Origin of the sequence: Streptomyces sp. CA2R106 (genome assembly GCF_037034245.1) — a bacterium.
Lineage (GTDB): Bacteria > Actinomycetota > Actinomycetes > Streptomycetales > Streptomycetaceae > Actinacidiphila.
Map to the genome: position 1 here is coordinate 95,023 of NZ_JBAGKC010000025.1, position 21,478 is coordinate 116,500.

Here is a 21,478-nt window from a genome sequence, read left to right on the forward strand (position 1 = left end):
CAACGGAAGGTAAACAGAATGCCGATACTTCGCGAGCTGCGGGCCATCGCAAAGGGCACACCCGGTCGACATTCTCCGTTTACCTGGAAGTACGAATTCGGCAAAGTACCGGGCCGGAGGGCGTCCTAAAGTAATCGGGTGGTCAAGCTCTCCGTCATCGTGCCGTTTTTCAATGTGCAGCCATTCGTCCCCGACGCGCTGAGAAGCCTGCGGGCCAACGCCCGCGACGACTTCGAGTTCCTGCTGATGGACGACGGGTCGACCGACCGGACCCCGCAACTCCTGGAGGAGGGCGTCGGTTCGCTGCCCGGTGCCCGGATCATCCGCCGGGACCACACCGGGGTCGCGGCGCTGCGCAACGCGGGCATCGACGCGGCGCGCGGCGAGTACCTGACGTTCATGGACGGCGACGACTGGCTCGCCCCCGGCTACCTGCCGCAACTGGTGCGCGCCATGGACGACCTGGACGTCGACTTCCTGCGCACCGACCACGTGCAGTGCACCGGCACCAGCCGCAATGTGATCCGCGCCCCGCACGGCCGGCGCAACGCCCGGATCGACCCGCGCTCCGCGATCCTGCCGGCCAACCGGCCCACGCTGGTGGACTACCCCTACTCCTGGGCCGGCGCCTACCACCGGCGGATCGTCGAACAGGGCCTGGTGCACATGCCCGAGCACCTGCGCACCGCCGAGGACCGGCCGTGGATCTGGCGGCTGCACCGCGAGGCGAAGTCCTGCGCGGTGGTCGGCCTGCTCGGCGTGCACTACCGGCGCGGGGTGACCACCTCGCTGACCCAGATCGGCGACGAGCGCCAACTCGACTTCGTACGCTCCTTCGACCAGGTCATAGCCGAACTGGCCGGCGACCGGGACGAGGAGCGGTTCCTGCCCAAGGCGATCCGCAACTACTGCGCGATCATCGCCCACCACCTGGACAACATCGACCGGTTCGAGCCCGCGCTCGCCCGGCAGTTGAAGACGCTGTCCGCCGCCGCGCTGGGCCGGCTGCCCGCGCAGTTGCTCGCGGACGCGCTCGACTCGATGGACGACGAACGCAGCGCCCGGGTCCGCCGGTTGCGCGGGCGGATGGCGGCCAGAGGCGACAGCGGCGGCCCCGGCGCCGACGGCGAGGCCGACGCGCGCGACAACGCGACCAGCGGATCGGTGATGGCGTGATGGCCCGTACCCAGCTCCTCCTCGCCTCGACCCTGTACGGGATGGCCACGCTCGCCGCGGCCGTCGACGCCGGCGCGCTGCCGCCCGCCGACCGCAGGGTGCTGGTGGTCAGCAACAACGCGGGCGTGCCCGAGACCCACGACGCCCCGGACCGGGCGCCCGGCTTCGACCCGCTGCGCGGCCGCTTCGACAAGGTGGTGTCCTGGAACGAGGCGATCCGCCCGCTGCACCCGGGCGGCTGGTCCCCGCGCACCGACGAAGTCCCCATGTGGGAGCGGTACTTCCGGCAGCTGTGGCAGCTGGGCGAGGACGACCTGGACCTGGTGGTGGAGTCCCTCCAGGTCGCGCCCGCGCTCTCCTTCGCGCAGGTCTTCACCGGCGCGCCGATCACCGTCTACGCCGACGGCCTGATGTCCTACGGCCCGACCCGCAACAAGCTCGGGCTGCTGGTGGACACCCGGATCGACGCGCTGCTCCACCTGGACCTGGTACCCGGTCTGGAGCCGCTGCTGCTCAGCGAGTTCCAGGTGCCCTCGCGGGTGGTGCCCAGCGCGGAGTTCACGAAGGTGCTCGCCGAAGTGGCCGACGCCACCCGCGGCTTCGGCGCGGCGGACCCGGCGGACCCGGTCGACGCGCTGCCGCGCGACGCGGCGCTGCTGCTGGGCCAGTACCTGTCGGCGCTGGGCATCCTCAGCGTCGAGGAGGAGGAGCGGCTGCACCTGTCGCTGGTGCGCGGCGCGGTCGCCCTCGGCCACCGCAAGCTGGTCTTCAAGCCGCACCCGACCGCCCCCTCGCACTGGCTGGAGCCGCTGCGGCAGGAGGCGCGCACGCTCGGCGCCGAACTGACCGTGCTGGACACCCCGGTGCTGGCCGAGGTGGTCTACCAGCGCGCCCGCCCGGCCCTGGTGGCCGGCTGCTTCTCCACCGCGCTGCTCACCGCGTCCGCGCTCTACGGCATCCCCGTCGCCCGCAGCGGCACCAAGCTGCTGCTCGACCGGCTCGCCCCCTACCAGAACAGCAACCGGGTGCCGGTGACCATCGTGCACGCGCTGCTGCCCGACATCTCCGACGCGGCCGCCGTACGGGCCTGGACCCCGCCCTCGCCGGAGCAGGTGGCCGCCGACCTCACCCCGCTGCTGCACACCGTCGGCTACTGCATGCAGGCCGAGGCGTACCCGCATCTGCGGGCGGAGGCCGAGGCATGGCTGGCGGCCCACCTCGGGCCCGGGGTGCAGCCGTACTTCAAGCGCCGCCGGCTGACCTCGCTCGGGCTGCCCGGCGCGCTGCCGCCCAAGCGGTCGCTGGTGCCGCGGGTGCGGGCGGTCCGGCAGGTGGCGCGCGGCGCCCGCGCGCTGAAGAAGGCGACGCTCGGCTGAGCGCGGCGCGGGGCCAGGGGTACGGGCGGGCCCGGTGCGGCCGCCGGGGACGGGCGGTGCCCCGATTAACGGACACGGGAGCTCATACGCCCTGCCCTACGATGGAACAGTGAGCGATATCACCCGTGGGAGTCTGCGCGAACAGCCGACGCGCGCCGAGGCGATCCTCGCGGCCGGGCTGCGCGACGAGAAGAGGCGGCAGACCCGGCGGCACATCGCCGAGGTGGCCACCGGGCTGTTCCTCGAACACGGCTTCGCCCGGGTGACCATCGCCGAGGTGGCCCGCACCGCCGAGGTGTCGGTGAACACCGTCTACACCTACTTCCCCTCCAAAGAGGACCTGGTCTTCTACCCCGAGGAGGCGTCCGCCCAGCGGATGGTGCAGATGGTCCGGGACCGCGCGCCCGGCCAGTCCGCGGCCGGGGCGGTGCTCGCCGCGCTGCGCGGGGAGCTGCGGGCCGGGGACCGCATGGTCGGCCTCACCCAGGGGTTCGGCCGCTTCCTGGAGATGGTCCGCGCCGAGCCGACGCTCTCCGCCCGCCTGGACGCCACCAACCGCGAGATGGTCGACGCGCTCGCCGAGACGCTCGCCGAGGAGACCGGCGCGGCCGGAGGCGACCCCATGCCCCGCCTGGTGGCCTCCCAGCTCGGCTGGGCGCAGGAGCAGCTCTTCCGGGAGATCGGGGAGCGCTCGCGCGCCGGGCGCCCGCCCGGCACCGTCGCCGAGGACGCGCTCGCGCTGCTCGACTGCGTCGAGTCGCTGCTCGGTGACCGCGTCCTGACGTACGCGACCCGCTGACCGCGTCCCGCGCGTACGCCACCCGCTGCTCCGGCCTGCCCTGTTCCGTTTCCGCCCCGCGGCTCGCGACCCGCGCCGCGGGAGAGCGAGCGCGGCCGGGCAGGGGGAAAACGCACCCGGCCGCGCTCTGTGTCGTGGCCACCGGCACGGGGAGAGCCGGCGTCCACCGGGTCGATGACCAGTCGACCCATTACATAAGGGCGACACAGGGCCCGGAAGTGTCACCCACCCCGTTCGCCACCCCTGCCCGGCGCCGGGCGCGACCGGCTCAGTGCCCGGTGCTGCGGCCCTTGTCCCAGCCCAGGCGGCGCCCGCGGTCCAGGCGGTTCACCGTCCCTTCGTCATCCCCGTGCTCGTCGTCGGTGTCCCCCGGCGGCAGGAAGGACAGCCCGTCGGTGGGCAGGGTGCCGGCGTGGGAGGACGGCGATGCCGGCGGAGCTGTCGGAGGGGTCGAAGGGGTCGGAGCCGTCGGGTCGGGCGACTCCTCGGGTTGCAGCGCGTTCCGCCCGGACACACCCGAGCCGCCGGGGTCAGCCGTGGCCCCGCCCCCGTCCGAGGCGGCCGGTACGGGCACGCTGCTGCCCGCCGGGTGCACCGGCTGGCGCCCGCCGCTGCCGGCCGCGGTGGCCGCCACGCCGAGCGCGACACCGCCCAGCGCGACCACGGACGCGGCCGCGGCGAGCGCGATCCGGGTGGACCGCCCCTGCCGTACCCGCCGCGCGCGCCGCGCCCGCACCAGGCGCGCGGACCACGGCGGGAGGGCGGTGTGGCCGCCGACCACGACGGGTTCGGGCAGCGCGTCGCCCGCGGCGACGTCGTCCGCAGCCGTGTCCCTGGCGGCCGCGTCGTCAGCAGCCGCCTCGCCGGAGCCCTCGTCCGCGGCCCGCCCGACCGCCACCGGCGGCGCGACCCGCGCCGCGACCCGCGCTGCCCGGAAGGCCGCGAGCGCCTCCTCCTCGCGTACCGGGTCGAGCGGCTGGAGCGCCGCGTGCTCGGCGGCGGCCGCCCGCAGCAGCATCGCCAGCCGGCGCGCCTCGCCCGCGTCCCGGCGGTCGGCCAGCGGCAGCTGACGCCCGGACAACAGCTCCTCCGCCGCTTCCCCGGTCAGCCACCGCCCGCCGGCGCAGGGCGCCCCGGCACCGTCGCCCTGCTCTTCGCGAGGCAGCCGCTCGGCCCGCCGCGGGTGCGGAAACCCCGCCGTCCGTCCGTCGTCGCTCATGCCGCACCCTCGCCGGAACCAGAACCAGAACCGGGGCCGAAACCGGAAGCGGAAGCGGAGCCGGCACAGGCGCGGGCACCGGCACCGGCACCGGCACCGGCACCGAACGCATGACCGGACCGCGCCGCCCGCCGCCCGGCGCCCGCGGACGCGGCCGCCACGCCGCCCCCGCCCCCGGCTCCGCCGCCGGTCCCGGTCGTCGACTCCACTCGGCACCGCTCCTCTCCTGCGCCCGCGGGCCTCATCCGCGCACGTCCAACCGCTCCTGCGGCGCGGTGTACGCCGTGCCCTCCCGCACCGCCGATCCCCCCTGCGCCGCCCCGCCCGGCGCGCCCTCATCCTCCCGCCCACCGGAAGCACCGGGCACCCGTTCCTCGGACGCCCGTTCCCCGGACATCCGTTCCCCGGCTGCCCGCTCCGCGGGTTTCGACTCCCCTGATTCCCCCGATCCCCCCGGTTCCCGCTCCGCCGCCGACGGCTCGGCCGACAGCTGCTCGGCCAGCCTTCGCAGCCCCCGGTGCGTGGCCATCCGCACCGATCCCGCGCGCCGGCCCAGCACCTGCGCGGCGCTGGTGGAGTCCAGCCCCATCACCACGCGCAGCAGCACCGCCTCGGCCTGCTCGCGCGGCAGCGCCGCTATCGCCGCCAGCGCCCGGTCGGTGGCCACCGACTCCAGCGCCTCCCCGGCGGTGTCGGCCCGTCCGGGCAGCGCGACGAGCTCGTCCACACCGGCCCCGGCCACCGGGCGGCGGCTGCGCGCCCGGATGTGGTCCAGCGCCCGGTTCCGGGCGATCCGCGCCGCCCAGCCCTTGATACCGGTCCCGCCGCCGCGGAAGCTCGGCAGGTCCCGGGCGATCTGCAACCACGCCTCCGAGGCGACGTCCTCCGCGTCGCCCGGCCCGACCAGGCTGCGCACGTACCGCAGCAACTGCGGCTGCACCGCGCGGTACAGCACCCTGAACGCGGTCTCGTCACCGCCTTGCGCCGCGTTCACCGCGGTCTCCAGATCCACTGTCCGGTCCCGCCCCCTCGACCCCCTTGGTCCCCCGCGAACGGGCACCATCCTGCCGCATTCCGGCCGGTGACACTTTCTTACGGTCATACGCCTTACAACTCGGCGGCCGGGGACGCTCCTGTGGGGGGAGGCGGACCCCGGCCGTCTTCACGCCGCTCCGACCGTCCCCACCGCGCACCTCCGCCCGTGCCTCCGCCCTCGACACCGCCCTCGTCACCGCGCCGGACCGCCCGCGACACGCCCGGTTCCGCCCGGTGTCCACAGCCCGTACGGGTGAATTCACCGATCCGCCCAACCGATCGGGCCGGGGCGGCGTCTACAGTTGCCGTGCCCCCCGTACTGCGCCCAGCCGCGCGCCCGCTTCCGGCGCGCCCGCCCCGCGACCCAGGAGCCCCGCTGTCCAGCGACACGCCGCCCGAGGGACTGCGCCTGCTCAACCGCGCACCCGCGGCCGACGCCGAAGCAACCCTGCTCACCTGCTGCGGTTCCCACCGCTGGGCCCGCCGGATGACGGCCCACCGCCCCTACCCGACGCTGGAGTCGCTGCTCGCCGCCGCGGACGAGGCCGCGTACGACCTCGCGCCCGCCGACCTCGCCGAGGCACTCCAGCAGGAGGACACCACCCCGCTGCCGGACCGCGGCAACCTCGCGGTGCACACCGCGCTGCGCGCCGCCCACGCCGCCTACGAGGCGAAGTTCGGCCATGTCTTCGTCATCGCGCTGGACACCGCCGACCCGGCCGTCGCCCTGGACCAGGCCATGGCCGGCCTGCGCACCCGCCTCGACCACGACGAGGACCGCGAGTCGGCCGTCACCGCCGAGCAGTTGCGCCGTATCACCCGCGCCCGGCTCGCCCGCCTCGCCACCCGCGGCGACGGGCCCCGCCGCCGCGCCCTCGCGCACGCTCACCGGCCGTAGCGTTCACCCGACCGTGCGGGATCGATCACACAAGCACGACCCCGCAGCATCCTGCACAGATCGCGTCGCTACGATGGCCGGGGCCGGTGGACCGTACCCGGCCGGGCGTGACCGACAAGAAGCCGGCAGCCCTCGTCCCGCTTCCGGAGGGTTTTTTCCGTGCCGGCAGGAACGCTCTACCGCGGCCGGGAAGGCATGTGGTCGTGGGTGGCTCATCGAGTCACCGGTGTCCTCATCTTCTTCTTCCTGTTCGTCCATGTCCTCGACACCGCGCTCGTGCGCGTCTCCCCCGAGGACTACGACAAGGTCGTGGCGACCTACAAGACCCCCATCGTCAGCCTGCTGGAGTACGGCCTGGTGGCCGCGATCCTCTTCCACGCGCTGAACGGTCTGCGGATCATCGCCGTCGACTACTGGACCCAGGGCCCCCGCTACCAGAAGCAGATGTTCTGGACGGTGATGGGCCTGTGGGTCGTCCTGATGATCGGCGCGATCTACCCGGTACTCGGCCACGCCGCCCGAGTCCTCTTCGGGAGCTGACGTCCCATGGCCACTGAAGTCTCCCCCAAGGACGCCGTCGAGCTGACCGGCTCCAGCGTCTCCTACAGCCCCGAGAACCCGGCGCCGCTGATCGAGCCGCCGCGGGCCCGGACCAAGCGCACCCCGCGCCGCGGCCGCACCAACTTCGAGCTGTACGGCTGGCTGTTCATGCGGCTGTCCGGCGTGGTGCTCGTGGTGCTGGTCATCGGCCACCTGCTCATCCAGCTGGTGCTGGACGGCGGTGTCACCAAGGTCGGCTTCGCGTTCGTCGCCGGCCGCTGGGCCTCGCCGTTCTGGCAGTTCTGGGACCTGGCCATGCTGTGGCTGGCGATGCTGCACGGCGGCAACGGCCTGCGCACGGTCATCAACGACTACGCCGAGCAGCCGAACACCCGCGTCTGGCTGAAGACGATTCTGTTCACGGCCGTGGCGTTCACCATCGTGCTCGGGTCGCTGGTGATCTTCACCTTCGACCCGAACATCCGCTAGGCCAGGGCAGGGAAGCGACCCCCATGCAATTCCACACGTACGACACCGTCATCGTCGGCGCGGGCGGCGCCGGTATGCGCGCCGCCATCGAGGCGACCAAGCGCAGCCGCACCGCCGTCCTGACCAAGCTCTACCCGACCCGGTCCCACACCGGCGCGGCCCAGGGCGGCATGGCCGCCGCCCTGGCCAACGTCGAGGAGGACAACTGGGAGTGGCACACCTTCGACACGATCAAGGGCGGTGACTACCTGGTCGACCAGGACGCCGCCGAGATCCTGGCGAAGGAGGCCGTCGACGCGGTCCTCGACCTGGAGAAGATGGGCCTGCCGTTCAACCGGACGCCCGAGGGCCGGATCGACCAGCGCCGCTTCGGCGGCCACACCCGCAACCACGGCGAGGCCGCGGTGCGCCGCGCCTGCTACGCCGCGGACCGCACCGGCCACATGATCCTCCAGACGCTGTACCAGAACTGCGTCAAGGAGGGCGTGGAGTTCTTCAACGAGTTCTACGTCCTGGACCAGCTGCTCACCGAGGTCGACGGCGTCAAGCGGTCCGCCGGCGTGGTCGCCTACGAGCTGGCCACCGGCGAGATCCACGTCTTCCAGGCGAAGGCCGTGATCTACGCGTCCGGCGGCACCGGCAAGTTCTTCAAGGTGACGTCCAACGCGCACACCCTCACCGGTGACGGCCAGGCCGCCGTCTACCGGCGCGGACTGCCGCTGGAGGACATGGAGTTCTTCCAGTTCCACCCGACGGGCATCTGGCGGATGGGCATCCTGCTCACCGAGGGCGCCCGCGGCGAGGGCGGCATCCTCCGCAACAAGGACGGCGAGCGCTTCATGGAGAAGTACGCGCCCGTCATGAAGGACCTCGCCTCGCGCGACGTCGTCTCCCGCGCGATCTACACCGAGATCCGCGAGGGCCGCGGCTGCGGCCCCGAGGGCGACCACGTCTACCTCGACCTGACCCACCTGCCGCCGGAGCAGCTGGACGCGAAGCTGCCGGACATCACCGAGTTCGCCCGCACCTACCTGGGCATCGAGCCGTACACCGACCCGATCCCGATCCAGCCCACCGCGCACTACGCGATGGGCGGCATCCCCACCAACGTGCACGGCGAGGTGCTCTCCGACAACACCACGGTGGTGCCGGGCCTGTACGCGGCCGGCGAGGTCGCCTGCGTCTCCGTGCACGGCGCGAACCGGCTGGGCACCAACTCGCTGCTGGACATCAACGTCTTCGGCCGCCGCTCCGGCATCGCCGCCGCGGAGTACGCCCACGCCAACGACCTGGTGCCGCTGCCGGAGAACCCGGCCGAGCAGGTCGAGGCGCAGGTCGAGCGGCTGCGCGCGTCCACCGGCAACGAGCGGGTGGCCACACTGCGCCTGGAACTCCAGGAGTGCATGGACGCCAACGTGATGGTCTTCCGCACCGAGCAGACCATCAAGACGGCGGTGGAGAAGATCGCCGAGCTGCGCGAGCGCTACCTCAACGTCTCGATCCAGGACAAGGGCAAGCGGTTCAACACCGACCTGCTGGAGGCCGTCGAGCTGGGCAACCTGCTCGACCTGGCCGAGGTGATGGCGGTCTCCGCGCTGGCCCGCAAGGAGTCCCGCGGCGGCCACTACCGCGAGGACTTCCCCAACCGCGACGACGTCAACTTCATGCGGCACACGATGGCGTACCGCGAGGTGGACGCGAACGGCACCGAGTCGATCCGCCTCGACTACAAGCCGGTCGTGCAGACCCGCTACCAGCCGATGGAGCGTAAGTACTGATGAGCACCCCGACGATCGACAAGCACTCGGCGGCCCTGGACGCGGCCGAGGTCACCGGATCGCACCTGATCCCGATCACCCTGCGGGTGCGCCGCTTCAACCCCGAGGTCTCCGCGGAGTCCGAGTGGGTCGACTACCAGATCCAGGTCGACCCCAAGGAGCGCGTGCTGGACGCGCTGCACAAGGTCAAGTGGGAGATCGACGGCTCGCTGACCTTCCGCCGGTCCTGCGCGCACGGCGTGTGCGGGTCCGACGCGATGCGGATCAACGGCAAGAACCGGCTGGCGTGCAAGACGCTGATCAAGGACATCAGTCCGGAGAAGCCGATCACCATTGAGGCGATCAAGGGCATGACGGTCCTGAAGGACCTCGTCGTCGACATGGAGCCGTTCTTCCAGGCGTACCGCGACGTGATGCCCTTCCTGGTCACCACCGGCAACGAGCCGACCCGCGAGCGGTTGCAGTCCGCCGAGGACCGGGCGCGGTTCGACGACACCACCAAGTGCATCCTGTGCGCGGCGTGCACGTCGTCCTGCCCGGTGTTCTGGAACGACGGGCAGTACTTCGGGCCGGCCGCGATCGTCAACGCGCACCGGTTCATCTTCGACTCCCGCGACGAGGGCGGTGAGCAGCGCCTGGAGATCCTCAACGACAAGGACGGGGTCTGGCGCTGCCGCACCACCTTCAACTGCACGGACGCCTGCCCGCGCGGCATCGAGGTCACCAAGGCGATCCAGGAAGTCAAGCGCGCCCTGATCACGCGCCGCTTCTGATCCTCTTGACGCGCGTTCGGCCCCGCTTCCCCCGTGGCAGCGGGGCCGACCGCTTTCACAGCTGGCTCAGGACGGCCGGGTCGGTGATCTCCGTGTCCCGGGCGAGCATCATCGCCTTGCTGAGGACGATCGCGAGGGTGCGGTCGCCCTCGAAGGGCAGGTAGCCGACCGCCGGGGTGCCGGGCGCGGCCTTGGGCACGATGCACAGGTAGCGGCCGTCGGGCGTCCGCAGGATGTTCCCGGAGCCGAGGTGGATCTTGTACGTGTGCCGGTCGCCGCGTACGTGCAGGAAGCGGCCCTCCACGCTGCACCGCTCGGCGATCGCCAGGCGGGGTACCAGCCGGGCGAGCAGGTCGCGGCGGGCGAGGGCGGTCTGCGACAGCTCGCCGAAGCCGTAGCTCTGCCAGTAGGTCCGGAAGCGGCCCTCGGGGCCGCCGTCCTGCCACTCCGGGTCGTTGCCGACGCTGGCCACCCCGACGAAGAGGTCCACGTCGCGCAGCACCTCGCTGAGCACCAGCGGAGGGACCTCCGCCAGCGGCACCGGCTCGGCGGGCTCCTGCCCCCGCACCGGCCCGTACCGGCCGACGTGGGCGTGCGCGACGTTCTCCGCCGCACCGGCGCGGTAGAAGCGCACCTGGTCGGTGGTCAGCCACACGAAGGCCCCGGACTCCGAGACGTCCTCCTCCACGCCCTCGACCCAGTACTCGGCCCGCAGCCCCCACCGCGGCAGTTCGCGGGTCGCGGGCGGGAAGTCGTCGTCGACCGCCAGCCGCAGCGGGTCGCGCCAGCCGCGGACCGCGGCCAGCGCGTGGAACGGGTACTGCCGCAGCACATGCCCGGCGAACCGGTTGGAGTACGTCCCCGTGGTCCGCTCGGCGTCGGTGAGCGGATACACCTCACGGTGGGCCTGCTTGAACGGCTGGGTGACCGCGTGCCGCTCCAGCCAGTCCCGCCAGCCGGCGACCTCGGCGGGCTCCCGGCCCACCGGGTGCCACAGCTCGACGGCGGCGTCCTTCGCGACCGTCCCCAGCTCCTCGTCCGTCAGGGTCCGCAGCGCGCCCCGCGCCCAGCCGCAGGCGCGGCCGTCGACCGTCCACAGCAGGCGGCGGGCGAGGGTGCCGAGCAGCGGGTGGTCGAGGTAGCGGGCGCGCCACGCGGCGTAGGGCCAGGTGCGGCGGGCCAGGAACTGCCGGTCCAGCCGTTCGGTCTGGGCGCGGAGCATCTTGTCGATGTCCTTCGCGGCGGCCTTCAACTCCGTGATCCGCTCGGGCTGTTCGCGCTTGAGTGCGGCGGGCGGGCTCTTGACCGCCTTGCCCGCGGGGGTGCGCCAGGTCAGCACCGCCTTGCCGCCGGTCACCGCCAACTCGCCGTGTTCGTGCGGCAGCCGGCCGACCTCGGTCAACCCGTAGGCGGGCACGGCGAGTTCCTCGACCTCCTCGCGGCTCATGCCGAGTGCGGCGGCCCGCGCCCCGAGGGCGGTGTCGAGCTGCTTGAGGGTGCCCTTGAAGGTGACGCGGGCGGCGAGCCGGGCGAGTTCGGCGAGGGCGGCCTCGTCCTCGATCCGGGACAGCGCCAGCACGGCGGCGTTGGCGACCTTGGGGTTGCGCGGGCCGGTGCCGGGCACCTTGCGCAGCGACGTCTCGACCAGCCGGCCGAGCGCGCGGGCGGTGTCCGGGTGCTGCGGCAGCAGCGCCAGCAGCCAGGCCAGGCCGCGCAGCGCGTTCGCGTTGTAGGGGTCGTAGAGGTCGTCCTGCGCGACCTGGGCGTATCCGCGCCCCCGGTACGGCAGGGTGCGGGGGCGGCCGACGAGCGCGAGCCAGCCGGTGATGCGGGTCCGGGCGGTGTCCGCGCCGAGCCGGTCCAGCAGCGCGCTGCCCTGCGCGTTCCACCCGGCGGTGGGCCGGGCGGCGGTCGCGGTGGCCGCGTGGCGCAGCAACGCGCTCCAGGGCGGGCCGAGTTCGGCGGCGTCGGCGAGCGCGGTGTCCGACCACGCCTCGCCGACGTCCAGGGCGGGTTCGGTGAGGGCCGCCGCCAGCCCGGCCATCCGCCCGGGGGTGTAGGCGGTCAGGGCGGTGCGGCGGACGACGGCGACCACGCCGGCGGGTACGGGGCGGCCGGCGGCGCGCTCGTCCTCGACCAGGTCCGCGAGCCCGTCGAAGATCGCGACGCTGTGCAGGGCGGCGTAGCGGTCGAAGTGCGCGGCGCGGGTCGCGGTCAGCGCGTCGTCGCCGAGACCGCGGGCCAGCCGGACCACCAGCTTGAACAGCCCGTCGAGGAACGGTTGGTTGTCCTCGCCGGCCAGGTGCCGGGCGGTCAGCAGGTCGAGCAGCCGGCGCCGGTCCGCCTCGGGCAGCTCCTCGACCTGTGCGAAGAGTCCACCGCCCCGGTGGTATCCGCCGACCTTCCCGGCCACGCACGCCAGCGGGTCCGCCAGCGCCTCGATGTCCCGCGCGGCCAGGTGCTGCCGGCAGACGGTCAGGAGCTCCTCGAAGTCGTTCATCAGCCACCCACCAGCGGCACGAGCTTGAGGAAGACCACTTCGGTGCCCGGGAGCAGGTCGACCTCCTCATCCCACTCCTGGACCTGGCGGTCCCCGACGAGCACCAGGAAGCCGTTGCGGCCGAACGCCTCCCGGGCCAGTTCGTACTGCTGCTCGGGGTCGATCCGGCGCGGGGTGCCCGACCGGTGGGCGTCCGGCGCCGCTGCGGTGCCGGCCGGCTGGACGAGGCCGCGGAACGGCGCGCCGTCGGCCGCGTGGTGCTCCGCGACCTCCTGGAAGACCCGTCTGCGGACCAACTCGCCCACGGTCAGCCGCTCTTCGGCGATCTCCAGACCCCAGGAGCCGCCCCGTCCACCGGATGTCGTCTCGTCGACGTATGTGACCCTTGCCATAGCCGTCACCCTAGGTGACCCCACTGACAGTCAGCCGGCTCGTACGGGGCTCCGGCGGACGGGCTCCTACGCCCCCTGCGCCGAGCACGTCGACGGCTGGAGGTGGCCGGTGACGAAGGCGGCGACCTGGTCGAGGGCCTCGGCCGCCTCGTCGACGAGCGGGGCGAAGCCCTGGAACACGTGCGGCGCTCCGGGGAAGATCCGCAGGGTGACCGGGACGTCGGCGTGGGCGGCCCGCGCGGCGAGCCGCAGGGCGTCGTCGAGCAGGATCTCCCGGCCGCCGGCCTGGATCAGCAGCGGGGGCAGTCCGCGCAGATCGGCGTGGAGCGGGCTGGCCAGCGGGGTGCGCGGGTCTGCTCCGGCGAGGTAGTCGGCGGCCCGGGTCTCAAGGGCCCGGCGGGTGAGCGCCGGATCGGCGTCGGCCCGGGTGGCCATGGTGCCGCCGGACTGGGTGAGGTCGGTCCACGGCGACAGGACGCTCGCGGACGAGGGCTGCGGCAGCCCCGCGTCCCGGATCGCCAGCAGCAGGGCGAGGGCGAGGCCGCCGCCGGCCGACTCGCCGGCCACCGCGATCGAGTCGGCCGGGGTGCCCCGGTCGAGCAGCGTCCGGTAGGCGGCCAGCGCGTCGTCCACGGCGGCCGGGAAGGGGTGTTCGGGGGCGAGCCGGTAGTCGACGGACAGGGCCGTGGCCGCGGTGCGCCGGGCGATCTCGGAGACCAGGCCGACGCCCGCGGCGGCGGAGCCGATCGCGTAGGCGCCGCCGTGGAAGTACAGCAGGGTGCCGGCCGCCGCCGCGGTGCCGCCCGCCCGCACCTCGACGGCGGGCACCCCGCCCAGGTCGGTTTTCCGGGTGCGGACGTCGCCGGGCAGCGGCGCGGCGCCGAGCACCTCCTCGAAGACGCGGCGCATCGTGGCCACGTCGCCGCCCAGGTCCAGCGGCGAGTTCAGCAACAGGTCACTGGCGGCGTCCAGCTGGCTGCGGGTCATGTCGTGTCCATTCGTCAGGGAAGGCGAGGTGATCGGTGCCCGGGATGGTGGATGACGATGTCGAGCGCTCCCCCGTCCGCCGGCACGGCCGCCACCGCGCGGTCGGCGGAATCCTGTGAGGTGGCGTCCGGTTCGGCCGCCTTCAGGTCGAGCCGTCCGGCCTCGGCGAGCCGGCGATGGTTCCGCGGCGGGGGCGGCGTCGCGGGTCAGGCGATGCCGCCGTTGCTGAACAGCACTTGGCCGTTGATCCAGCGGCCGGCGGGGCCGGCCAGGAAGGAGACGGCCTCGGCGATGTCCTCGGGGGTGCCGAGCCGCTCCAGGGGTGCGGCGGCGGCGATCCGGGCGATCAGCTCCTCGCTCTTGCCCTCGGCGAAGAGCGGCGTCGCGGTGGGCCCGGGGGCCACCGCGTTGACGGTCACGTCCCGGCCGCGCAGCTCGCGTGCCAGGATCAGGGTCATGGCCTCGACCGCGCCCTTGGTCGCCGCGTAGCCGCCGTAGCCGGGTTGCTGGAGCCGGGTCACCGAGGTGGAGAAGTTGATCAGCGCGCCGCCGGGGCGCAGCCTGCGGGCGGCGAGTCGGGAGACCACGAAGGTCCCCCGGACGTTGACCCGGTGCATACGGTCGAAGGCTTCCAGCTCCATCTCGGCGAGCGGAGCCAGCAGCATGATCCCGGCGGTGTTGACGACCGTGTCGACGCCGCCGAACCGTTCCTCCGCGGCGTCGAAGAGCGCGGCCGCCTCCGCGGGCTCGGCGACGTCGCCGGGCAGGGCCGCCGCCGTGCCGCCGGCGGCGATGACCGACTCGACGACCGCCTCGGCCTTCGCCGCGCTGCCCGCGTAGTGGACGACGACGGCCATGCCGTCCGCGGCCAGCCGGCGCGCGACCGCGCCGCCGATGCCGCCCGAGCCGCCGGTCACCACGGCCACCCTGGGGCGGCCGGGTCCGTTCTGCGATACCGCGTGGTCCATCGCTGCTCCTTGTCCGGCATCCGCGGGGACACCTGGCACCGGGGGTTCGCGGGCGGTCGCCCGACGACGGGATCAACCCTCCGCCACGTGCTGGTATTTGTCTAATGCATCATGAAGATGTAGGTTATTCGAATGGTGCATATCGAACGGGTCGACCTCAACCTGCTGGTCCCCCTCGCCGCACTGCTGGAGGAGCGGCACGTCTCGCGCGCGGCCGAAGTCGCCGGGATGAGCCAGCCCGCGATGAGCCGGGCCCTCCAGCGGCTGCGGGACACCCTCGACGACGAACTGCTGGTACGCACCCCGCGCGGGTACCGGCTCACCCCGCGGGCCGAGCGCGTCCACCGCCGGCTGCGGGCGGTCCTGCCGCGCCTGGAGGGCCTGTTCGCCCCGGAGGGGTTCGACCCCGCCTCGGCCGCCGAGGCGTTCCGGGTCGCGGGCACCGACTTCACCCAGGTGTTCGCGCCCGCGGTCTTCCAGCGGGTGTTCCGGGAGTCGCCGCGCTCCACCCTGCACTTCCGCACCTGGCACGACGCCATCTACGAGGACCTCGACCGGGGGGTCGTCGACCTGGTGTTCTTCGCCAGGTCGACGCCGCTCACCGCCCTGCACACCGAGCATCTCCTCGACGACCGGTTCGTGTGCGTGCTCTCCGCGGACCATCCGCTCGCCGAACGCCCGGAGATCGCCCTGGCGGAGTACCTGGACGCGGCCCACGTCGTCGTCGGCACCCTCGGCGAGCGCCAGACCGCGATCGAGCAGCGCCTGGAAGACCTCGGCGAGCACCGCCGGGCCGGGCTGACCGTCCCCTACCACTCCCTGGCCCTGCGCTCGGTCCCGGGCACCCGGCTGATCCTCACCCTGCCCGCGCGGCTGCTGGCGGTGCAGCGCCCGGACCCCGGCGTCCGCGTCCTGCCCGCCCCCGAGGAAGTCCGCCCGCTGGGCTACCAGATGGCCTGGCACCCCCGGCTCGACGGCGACCTGGGGCAGCGCTGGCTGCGGAACGTCATCCGCACCGTCACCTCCGAACTGCCGGAGCCGGCCGAGCACTTCTGACCCCGCGCCCTGGTCCCGCGCCGCCCGCGCAGCGCATCCGGGAACGGCCCGTCAGACCGGCGTGAGCCGCCCGGCGGCCGCGGGCAGCGTCACGTGGACGGTCAGGCCGCCCTCGGGCGCGCTCTCCACGCCGACGCGGCCGTGGTGGGCCTGCACCAGCGCCTGCACGATGGACATCCCCAGGCCCGCGCCGCCGGTGTCGCGGGCCCGGTCGGGAGCGGCCCGGAAGAAGCGGTCGAAGACGCGGCGGGCGTCCTCGGGGGCGAGCCCCGGGCCGCGGTCGGTCACCGACAGCCGTACCTCGCCGTCGCCGTGCGCGGCGACCTCCACGGTGACCGGGACCCCGGGGAGCGTGTGCACGCGGACGTTGTCCAGCAGGTTGCCGACGATCTGGCGCAGCCCGGCCTCGTCGCCGAGGACCGCGGGCAGGTCCTCGGCGCCCTCCCCGCCCCCGGCCGCGCCGGCCCCCTCGCCGTACGCCGCCCCCGCGCCGTCGGGCTTCGCCCCGCCATACGTCTCCCCCGCACCGGCCGCTCCCCGGCCCGGCACCAGGACCGTCACCGGCCGCCCGGGCTGCTGCGCGGCCAGATCGGCGGCGGCCTCGCGGGCCAGGCAGGCGAGGTCGACCGGGCCGAACCGCAGGGCGGGGCGGTCGTCCAGCCGGGCCAGCGCGAGGAGTTCGTCGACCAGGCGGCTCATCCGCAGCGCCTCGGCCGACACCCGGCGCAGCGCCCGGTCCTGCTCGTCGGCGTCGAGCATGCCCTTCTCATAGAGCTGGAGGTAGCCGCGTACGGACGCCAGCGGGGTGCGCAGCTCGTGCGAGGCGTCGGCGAGGAACTGCCGCAACTGGGCGGTGGCGCGGTCGCTTTCGGTGAGCGCGGTCTCGATCTGCTGGAGCATCGCGTTGAGCGAGCCGCTGAGCTGCTCCACCTCCTCGCAGCCGTGCCGCGCGGTCGGCTCGGGCACCCGCCGGGACAGGTCGCCCTCCGATATGGCGGCCGCGGTCTCCACGATGGCCTCCAGCGGCCTGAGCCGGCGCCGGGCGGCGGTGAGCGAGCCGACGGCGAGCAGCACCAGCAGCACCGCGCCCACGCAGCCCTCCACGACGAGCAGTTCGCCGATCGCGTGGTACACGCCGCTCAGCCGCATGCCGCGGACCACGACGGTGCCGTCCGCCAGCCGCATGCCGATCACCCGGTAGGACCGGCCGCGGGCGTGCACGGTGACCGCGCCGGCGCCGGCCAGGTGCCGCGGGTCGGGCAGCGCGGCGGCCAGCGCCCGCTGCTCGCCGTCGACCGGGGTCGCGCTGCCCGGGCACATCGCGCCCGGGCGGCCCTGCGGGTCGAGCACGACCAGCAGTTCCTGCTGGAAGGTCTTGGCGAGCACCGAGTCGTCCTTGCCGCCCAGCAGGTCGGCGAGCGTGCACAGCTGGCGCAGCCCGCGGGCGTCGACGGCGGTGTGCGCGATCGCCGACTGCGACGACTTCAGCGAGTCGTCGATCTCGTTGATCAGCACCATGTACGTGGCGGCGATGCTCGCGGCCGCGGCGAGCACCAGCCCGACGGCGACGAAGGCCACGGTGGCGATGGTGAACCGGCCGCGCAGCGACTGCGGGCGCGGCCAGAAGCCGCAGCGCACCCAGGCGGTGGCGGCGCCCCTCACGCCGGACCGCCCCCGGGCGGCAGGGCGGTCGGCTCGCAGAAGTCCAACTCGCTCTCGTCGTAGGGGCGTTGCGCCGCATCCCGGCGGACGGCGGCCTCGTCCGGCCCGGGTCCGGGGAAGATGCCGTAGCCCACCCCGCGCCGGGTCTGGATCAGCGGCGGCCCGAGCCGGTCCAACTTCCGCCGCAGGTAGGAGATGTAGGTCTCCACGACGGTGGAGGAGGAGACGGCGCAGTCGTAACGCCAGACGTGCTGGAGGAGTTGTTCTCTGGTGAGGATGCGGCCGGCGTTGCGCAGCAGGTGCCGCAGCAGGTTGTACTCGGTGGGGGTGAGTTCGACCGGCTGTCCGGCGCGGCGCACGGTGTGGGCCGCCTCGTCGAGTTCCAGGTTGCCGTGGCGCAGCACCCGCGCGGCGGGCAGCGGGTCGCGGCGCCGGGTGCGGCGCAGCACCGCGTGCACCCGGGCCACCACCTCGTCGACCCCGAAGGGCTTGGTGATGTAGTCGTCGCCGCCGAGGGCGAGTCCGGCCACCACGTCGCGCGGCGCGTCGCGGGCGGTGACGAAGATGACCGCGGGGCCGTCGGGCTGCCCGCCGGCCGCCTCGCCGCTCCCGGCGGCGTGCTCGCGGCGCAGCGTGCGGCAGACCTCGAAGCCGTTGCCGTCGGGCAGCATCACGTCGAGCAGCACCAGGTCGGGCCGGTGCTCCCGGGCGGCGGCGAGCGCCTGCCGGCCGGTCGCCGCCTCATATACGGTGAATCCGTTGTATTTCAGGGTGATCCGCAGGATGTCGGCGATACCGGGTTCGTCCTCGACGATGAGCACCGTGGCGTCCATGCCCCTCAGTATCCGTGGCCGCGACGGCGGTTGGCGGCACCGAACTTTGGAGTTCCTTGAGAGAACGCGGTTCGGCTTGGTGGTGGGGTGTGCGGCCGCGGACGCTGGGAGGGCGGGGTGCGCCGGGCGCCGAGGCGGCCGGCCGGCCCCCGCCGAGGACACCGGGAACGGCGAAGACGACGAAGACGACGATGGGGATGTGGACGTGGCGGGTGTGGCACGCTGGTGCTTCCGGCACAAGTGGTGGGTGATCCTGCTCTGGTCGGTGGCGCTGCTGTCCGTGGGCGGGGCGGGCCGGGCGGCCGGGGACGCGTACTCCAACGCGTTCTCGCTCAAGGGCACCGAGTCCGCGAAGGTGCTCGACCTGATGGGCAAGGCGGTGCCCCAGCAGTCGGGTGAGGCCGACACGGTGGTGTGGCACGTGGACTCCGGCTCGGTGCGGGACGCCGCGGTGCGCGAGCGGATCAGCCCGATGCTGGCGCGGGTCGCGCACCAGAAGGACGTCGGCGCGGTCGTCGGGCCGTACACCGCGGCGGGTGCGGCGCAGATCAGCAAGGACGGCCGGACCGCCTACGCCACCGTGACGTACACCAAGCTGGGCGGTGAACTCTCCAACGACCAGGCGTCGTTGCTGATCGACACCACGCACGCGGCGCGGGCGCCCGGGCTGCGGGTGGAGGTGGGCGGCGCCAAGCCCGCGCAGGCCGAGCAGCCGCTGCCCGAACTCGCCGAGGGGATCGGCATCGCGGCCGCCGGAGTGGTCCTCTTCCTCGCGCTGGGCTCGCTCTTCGGCATGCTGCTGCCGATCGTCACCGCGCTGTTCGGCATCGGCATCGCGTCGTCCGCGATCATCCTGCTCAGCCACGGGATGGATGTCGCGGACTTCGCACCGGAGTTGGCGACGCTGGTGGGCCTGGGCGTCGGCATCGACTACGCGCTGTTCATCGTCACCCGGCACCGGCGGGCGATCCTGCGCGGCCGCAGCCCGCAGGACGCGGCGGTCCTCGCCCTCAACACCTCGGGCCGGGCGGTGCTGTTCGCCGGCGGCACCGTGTGCATCGCGCTGCTGGGCATGTTCACCCTGCGGCTGACCTTCCTCAACGGGGTCGCGGTGGCGGCGGCGTTGACGGTCGTGATCACCGTGGCGGCGGCGATGACGCTGCTGCCCGCGCTGCTCGGCGTGCTCGGCATGCGGGTCCTCAGCCGCCGCCAGCGGCGGGCGCTGGCCGCGTCGGGCCCGCGGACGGAGTCGGCCACCGGGGCGGCGGCGCGCTGGTCGGGCTTCCTGCAGCGGCACCCGCGCTCGCTCGCGGCGGTCGCGGTCGTGGTGATGGCCACGCTGGCGGTCCCGGCGCTGTCGCTGCGGCTCGGCTCCTCCGACCAGGGCAACAACCCGACGGGCACCACCACCCGCAAGGCGTACGACATGCTGGCCGCGGGCTTCGGTCCGGGCTTCAACGGCCCGCTGACGATCCTCGCCGAACTGCCGCACTCCGGTGACCAGGCCGCGCTGGACGGCCTGGTGACGTCGCTGCGCGCCACCCGCGGCATCGCCTACGCGGCGCAGCTGCCGACCGCGGGGGACGGGAAGGTCGCCCTGGTCGAGGCGGTGCCGACCACCTCCCCGCAGGACAAGGCGACGTCCGACCTGATCGACCACCTGCGCGACGACGTGGTGCCCGCGGCCGAGCGCGGCAGCACCATGCGGGCGTACGTCGGTGGCCAGACCGCGGTGTTCGAGGACTTCTCGACGGTCCTGTACGGCAAACTGCCGCTGTTCGTCGGGGTGATCATCGCGCTGGGCTTCGTGTTGCTGCTCTTCGCGTTCCGCTCGCTGCTGGTGCCGCTGACCGCGGCGGTGATGAACCTGGTGGCGGCCGCGGCCTCCTTCGGGGTGCTGGTCGCGGTCTTCCAGTGGGGCTGGGGCGGGCCGCTCGCCGGGCGGGCCGGGCCGGTCGACGCCTTCCTGCCGGTCATCATGCTGTCGCTGCTCTTCGGGCTGTCGATGGACTACCAGGTGTTCCTGGTCAGCCGGATGCACGAGGAGTGGGTGCACACCCGGGACAACGCGCGGGCGGTACGGGTCGGCCTCGCGGAGACCAGCCGGGTGATCAACTCGGCGGCCGTCATCATGATCTGCGTCTTCGCGGCCTTCGTGCTCAGCGGGCAGCGGGTGCTGGCGATGTTCGGCATCGGCCTGGCCGGCGCGGTGGCGCTGGACGCGTTCATCCTGCGGACAGTGCTGGTGCCCGCGCTGATGCACCTGTTCGGCGCGGGGAACTGGTGGCTGCCCGGGTGGCTGGACCGGCGGCTGCCGCACCTGGCGGTGGAGCCCGCCGAGGAGGACGCCGGGGACGCCTCGGGTGCCCCGGGTGCCGGGGCGGGTGGGCCGGGTGAGCCGGGTGAGCCGGCCGTCCCGGCGCCGCGCGGCGGTTCCGGCGCGGGCACACTGGTGCGCGGCCGGGTGACCGGTGCGGCCGGAGTGCCGGTGCCGCGCGCGGAGTTGACGCTGATCGCGGCGGACGGCCGCCAGGCGGCCCGGGCGCGCGCCGCCCAGGACGGCGCCTACACCCTGCCCGCCCCCGCTCACGGCTCCTACGTCCTGGTGGCGAGTGCTCCCGGCCACCATCCGCAGACCGCGAGCGTGCTCACCTCGGGCGGCGAGGTCGACTGCGACCTGGAGCTGACCGGCACCGGCACGCTGGCCGGCACGGTGCGCCGCGCGGACGGCCTGCCCGTCGAGGACGCGAAGGTCATCCTCCAGGACGCCGACGGCCACCAGGTCGCCGAGGTGCGCACCGGCGCCGACGGGTCGTATGCCTTCACCAACCTCCACCCCGGCAGCTACACCGTCGTCACCGTCGGGTACCCGCCCTTCCCCGCCGCGGTCCGCCTCAGCGACGACGACCCCGACGGCGACGGCACCCTCGACGTCCACCTCACCCACTCCGACTGACCCCTCACCCCGCCGCCCAGGGCCCGGCCTCCCCTCATGGG

The 21,478-nt window shown here is 73.9% G+C and carries 18 protein-coding genes; 10 read left to right on the forward strand and 8 right to left on the reverse strand.

The window, feature by feature from the left end; all coding sequences use genetic code 11:
* Positions 1-138 precede the first annotated feature (138 nt).
* From WA788_RS27710 to WA788_RS27720, 3 genes are all read left to right on the forward strand, one after another.
* A complete protein-coding gene (locus WA788_RS27710; protein ID WP_335981789.1) occupies positions 139-1,176 on the forward strand; it encodes a glycosyltransferase family 2 protein in 1,038 nt (345 codons plus the stop codon).
* A complete protein-coding gene (locus WA788_RS27715) occupies positions 1,176-2,552 on the forward strand; it encodes a polysialyltransferase family glycosyltransferase (protein WP_335981791.1) in 1,377 nt (458 codons plus the stop codon). Before WA788_RS27710 ends, WA788_RS27715 begins: the two co-directional genes overlap by 1 nt.
* Positions 2,553-2,661: 109 nt before the next feature.
* On the forward strand, positions 2,662-3,351 hold the full coding sequence (locus WA788_RS27720) for a TetR/AcrR family transcriptional regulator (protein ID WP_335981793.1): 690 nt from the start codon (positions 2,662-2,664) through the stop codon (positions 3,349-3,351).
* 268 nt (positions 3,352-3,619) lie between these two features.
* Here the strand turns inward: WA788_RS27720 and WA788_RS27725 are convergent, their stop codons facing one another.
* Together WA788_RS27725 and WA788_RS27730 are read right to left on the reverse strand one after the other, a co-directional pair.
* On the reverse strand, positions 3,620-4,570 hold the full coding sequence (locus tag WA788_RS27725) for a hypothetical protein (RefSeq protein ID WP_335981795.1): 951 nt from the start codon (positions 4,568-4,570) through the stop codon (positions 3,620-3,622).
* A gap of 241 nt (positions 4,571-4,811) precedes the next feature.
* On the reverse strand, positions 4,812-5,582 hold the full coding sequence (locus WA788_RS27730; RefSeq protein ID WP_335981797.1) for an RNA polymerase sigma factor: 771 nt from the start codon (positions 5,580-5,582) through the stop codon (positions 4,812-4,814).
* Between the two features lie 330 nt (positions 5,583-5,912).
* Between WA788_RS27730 and WA788_RS27735 the strand changes: the two genes are divergently transcribed.
* The 5 genes from WA788_RS27735 (at position 5,913) to WA788_RS27755 (ending at position 10,083) form a co-directional block, all read left to right on the forward strand.
* Entirely contained in the window at positions 5,913-6,503 is a 591-nt protein-coding gene (locus WA788_RS27735; RefSeq protein ID WP_335981799.1) for a 2-oxo-4-hydroxy-4-carboxy-5-ureidoimidazoline decarboxylase, read from the forward strand.
* A gap of 159 nt (positions 6,504-6,662) precedes the next feature.
* The gene (sdhC, locus tag WA788_RS27740) at positions 6,663-7,043 is read left to right on the forward strand and encodes a succinate dehydrogenase, cytochrome b556 subunit (RefSeq protein ID WP_335981801.1); all 381 of its coding nucleotides are present in this window, start codon (positions 6,663-6,665) and stop codon (positions 7,041-7,043) included.
* A gap of 6 nt (positions 7,044-7,049) precedes the next feature.
* Positions 7,050-7,532 (forward strand): succinate dehydrogenase hydrophobic membrane anchor subunit, encoded by a 483-nt coding sequence (locus WA788_RS27745; RefSeq protein WP_335981802.1) that lies wholly within the window; start codon positions 7,050-7,052, stop codon positions 7,530-7,532.
* 23 nt (positions 7,533-7,555) lie between these two features.
* Positions 7,556-9,310: a succinate dehydrogenase flavoprotein subunit gene (sdhA, locus tag WA788_RS27750; protein ID WP_335981803.1), complete on the forward strand. Its 1,755-nt coding sequence runs from the start codon at positions 7,556-7,558 to the stop codon at positions 9,308-9,310.
* A complete protein-coding gene (locus tag WA788_RS27755) occupies positions 9,310-10,083 on the forward strand; it encodes a succinate dehydrogenase iron-sulfur subunit (RefSeq protein ID WP_335981804.1) in 774 nt (257 codons plus the stop codon). Before sdhA ends, WA788_RS27755 begins: the two co-directional genes overlap by 1 nt.
* A gap of 55 nt (positions 10,084-10,138) precedes the next feature.
* Here WA788_RS27755 and WA788_RS27760 read toward each other — a convergent pair whose 3' ends face one another.
* From WA788_RS27760 to WA788_RS27775, 4 genes are all read right to left on the reverse strand, one after another.
* Entirely contained in the window at positions 10,139-12,583 is a 2,445-nt protein-coding gene (locus WA788_RS27760; protein ID WP_335981806.1) for a DUF4132 domain-containing protein, read from the reverse strand.
* Positions 12,583-12,975 (reverse strand): hypothetical protein, encoded by a 393-nt coding sequence (locus WA788_RS27765; RefSeq protein ID WP_335981808.1) that lies wholly within the window; start codon positions 12,973-12,975, stop codon positions 12,583-12,585. The genes WA788_RS27760 and WA788_RS27765 overlap by 1 nt, the downstream gene beginning before the upstream one ends.
* 66 nt (positions 12,976-13,041) lie before the next feature.
* Positions 13,042-13,962 carry an alpha/beta hydrolase gene (locus WA788_RS27770; protein WP_335981810.1) on the reverse strand — a complete coding sequence of 307 codons (921 nt, stop codon included), beginning with the start codon at positions 13,960-13,962 and terminating at the stop codon, positions 13,042-13,044.
* A 206-nt stretch (positions 13,963-14,168) separates the two neighbouring features.
* Positions 14,169-14,930 (reverse strand): SDR family oxidoreductase, encoded by a 762-nt coding sequence (locus WA788_RS27775; RefSeq protein WP_335981812.1) that lies wholly within the window; start codon positions 14,928-14,930, stop codon positions 14,169-14,171.
* A 132-nt stretch (positions 14,931-15,062) separates the two neighbouring features.
* Here WA788_RS27775 and WA788_RS27780 point away from each other — a divergent pair, with 132 nt between their 5' ends.
* The gene (locus WA788_RS27780) at positions 15,063-15,986 is read left to right on the forward strand and encodes a LysR family transcriptional regulator (RefSeq protein WP_335981814.1); all 924 of its coding nucleotides are present in this window, start codon (positions 15,063-15,065) and stop codon (positions 15,984-15,986) included.
* A 51-nt stretch (positions 15,987-16,037) separates the two neighbouring features.
* On the opposite strand, the gene WA788_RS27785 is transcribed toward WA788_RS27780, so the two are convergent.
* Positions 16,038-17,648 (reverse strand): sensor histidine kinase, encoded by a 1,611-nt coding sequence (locus WA788_RS27785; protein WP_335981815.1) that lies wholly within the window; start codon positions 17,646-17,648, stop codon positions 16,038-16,040.
* Positions 17,645-18,481 (reverse strand): response regulator transcription factor, encoded by an 837-nt coding sequence (locus WA788_RS27790; protein WP_335981817.1) that lies wholly within the window; start codon positions 18,479-18,481, stop codon positions 17,645-17,647. The genes WA788_RS27785 and WA788_RS27790 overlap by 4 nt, the downstream gene beginning before the upstream one ends.
* Positions 18,482-18,695: 214 nt before the next feature.
* On the opposite strand from WA788_RS27790, the gene WA788_RS27795 reads away from it, so the two are divergent.
* Positions 18,696-21,437 (forward strand): MMPL family transporter, encoded by a 2,742-nt coding sequence (locus tag WA788_RS27795; RefSeq protein WP_335981830.1) that lies wholly within the window; start codon positions 18,696-18,698, stop codon positions 21,435-21,437.
* The last annotated feature ends 41 nt before the right edge of the window (positions 21,438-21,478 follow it).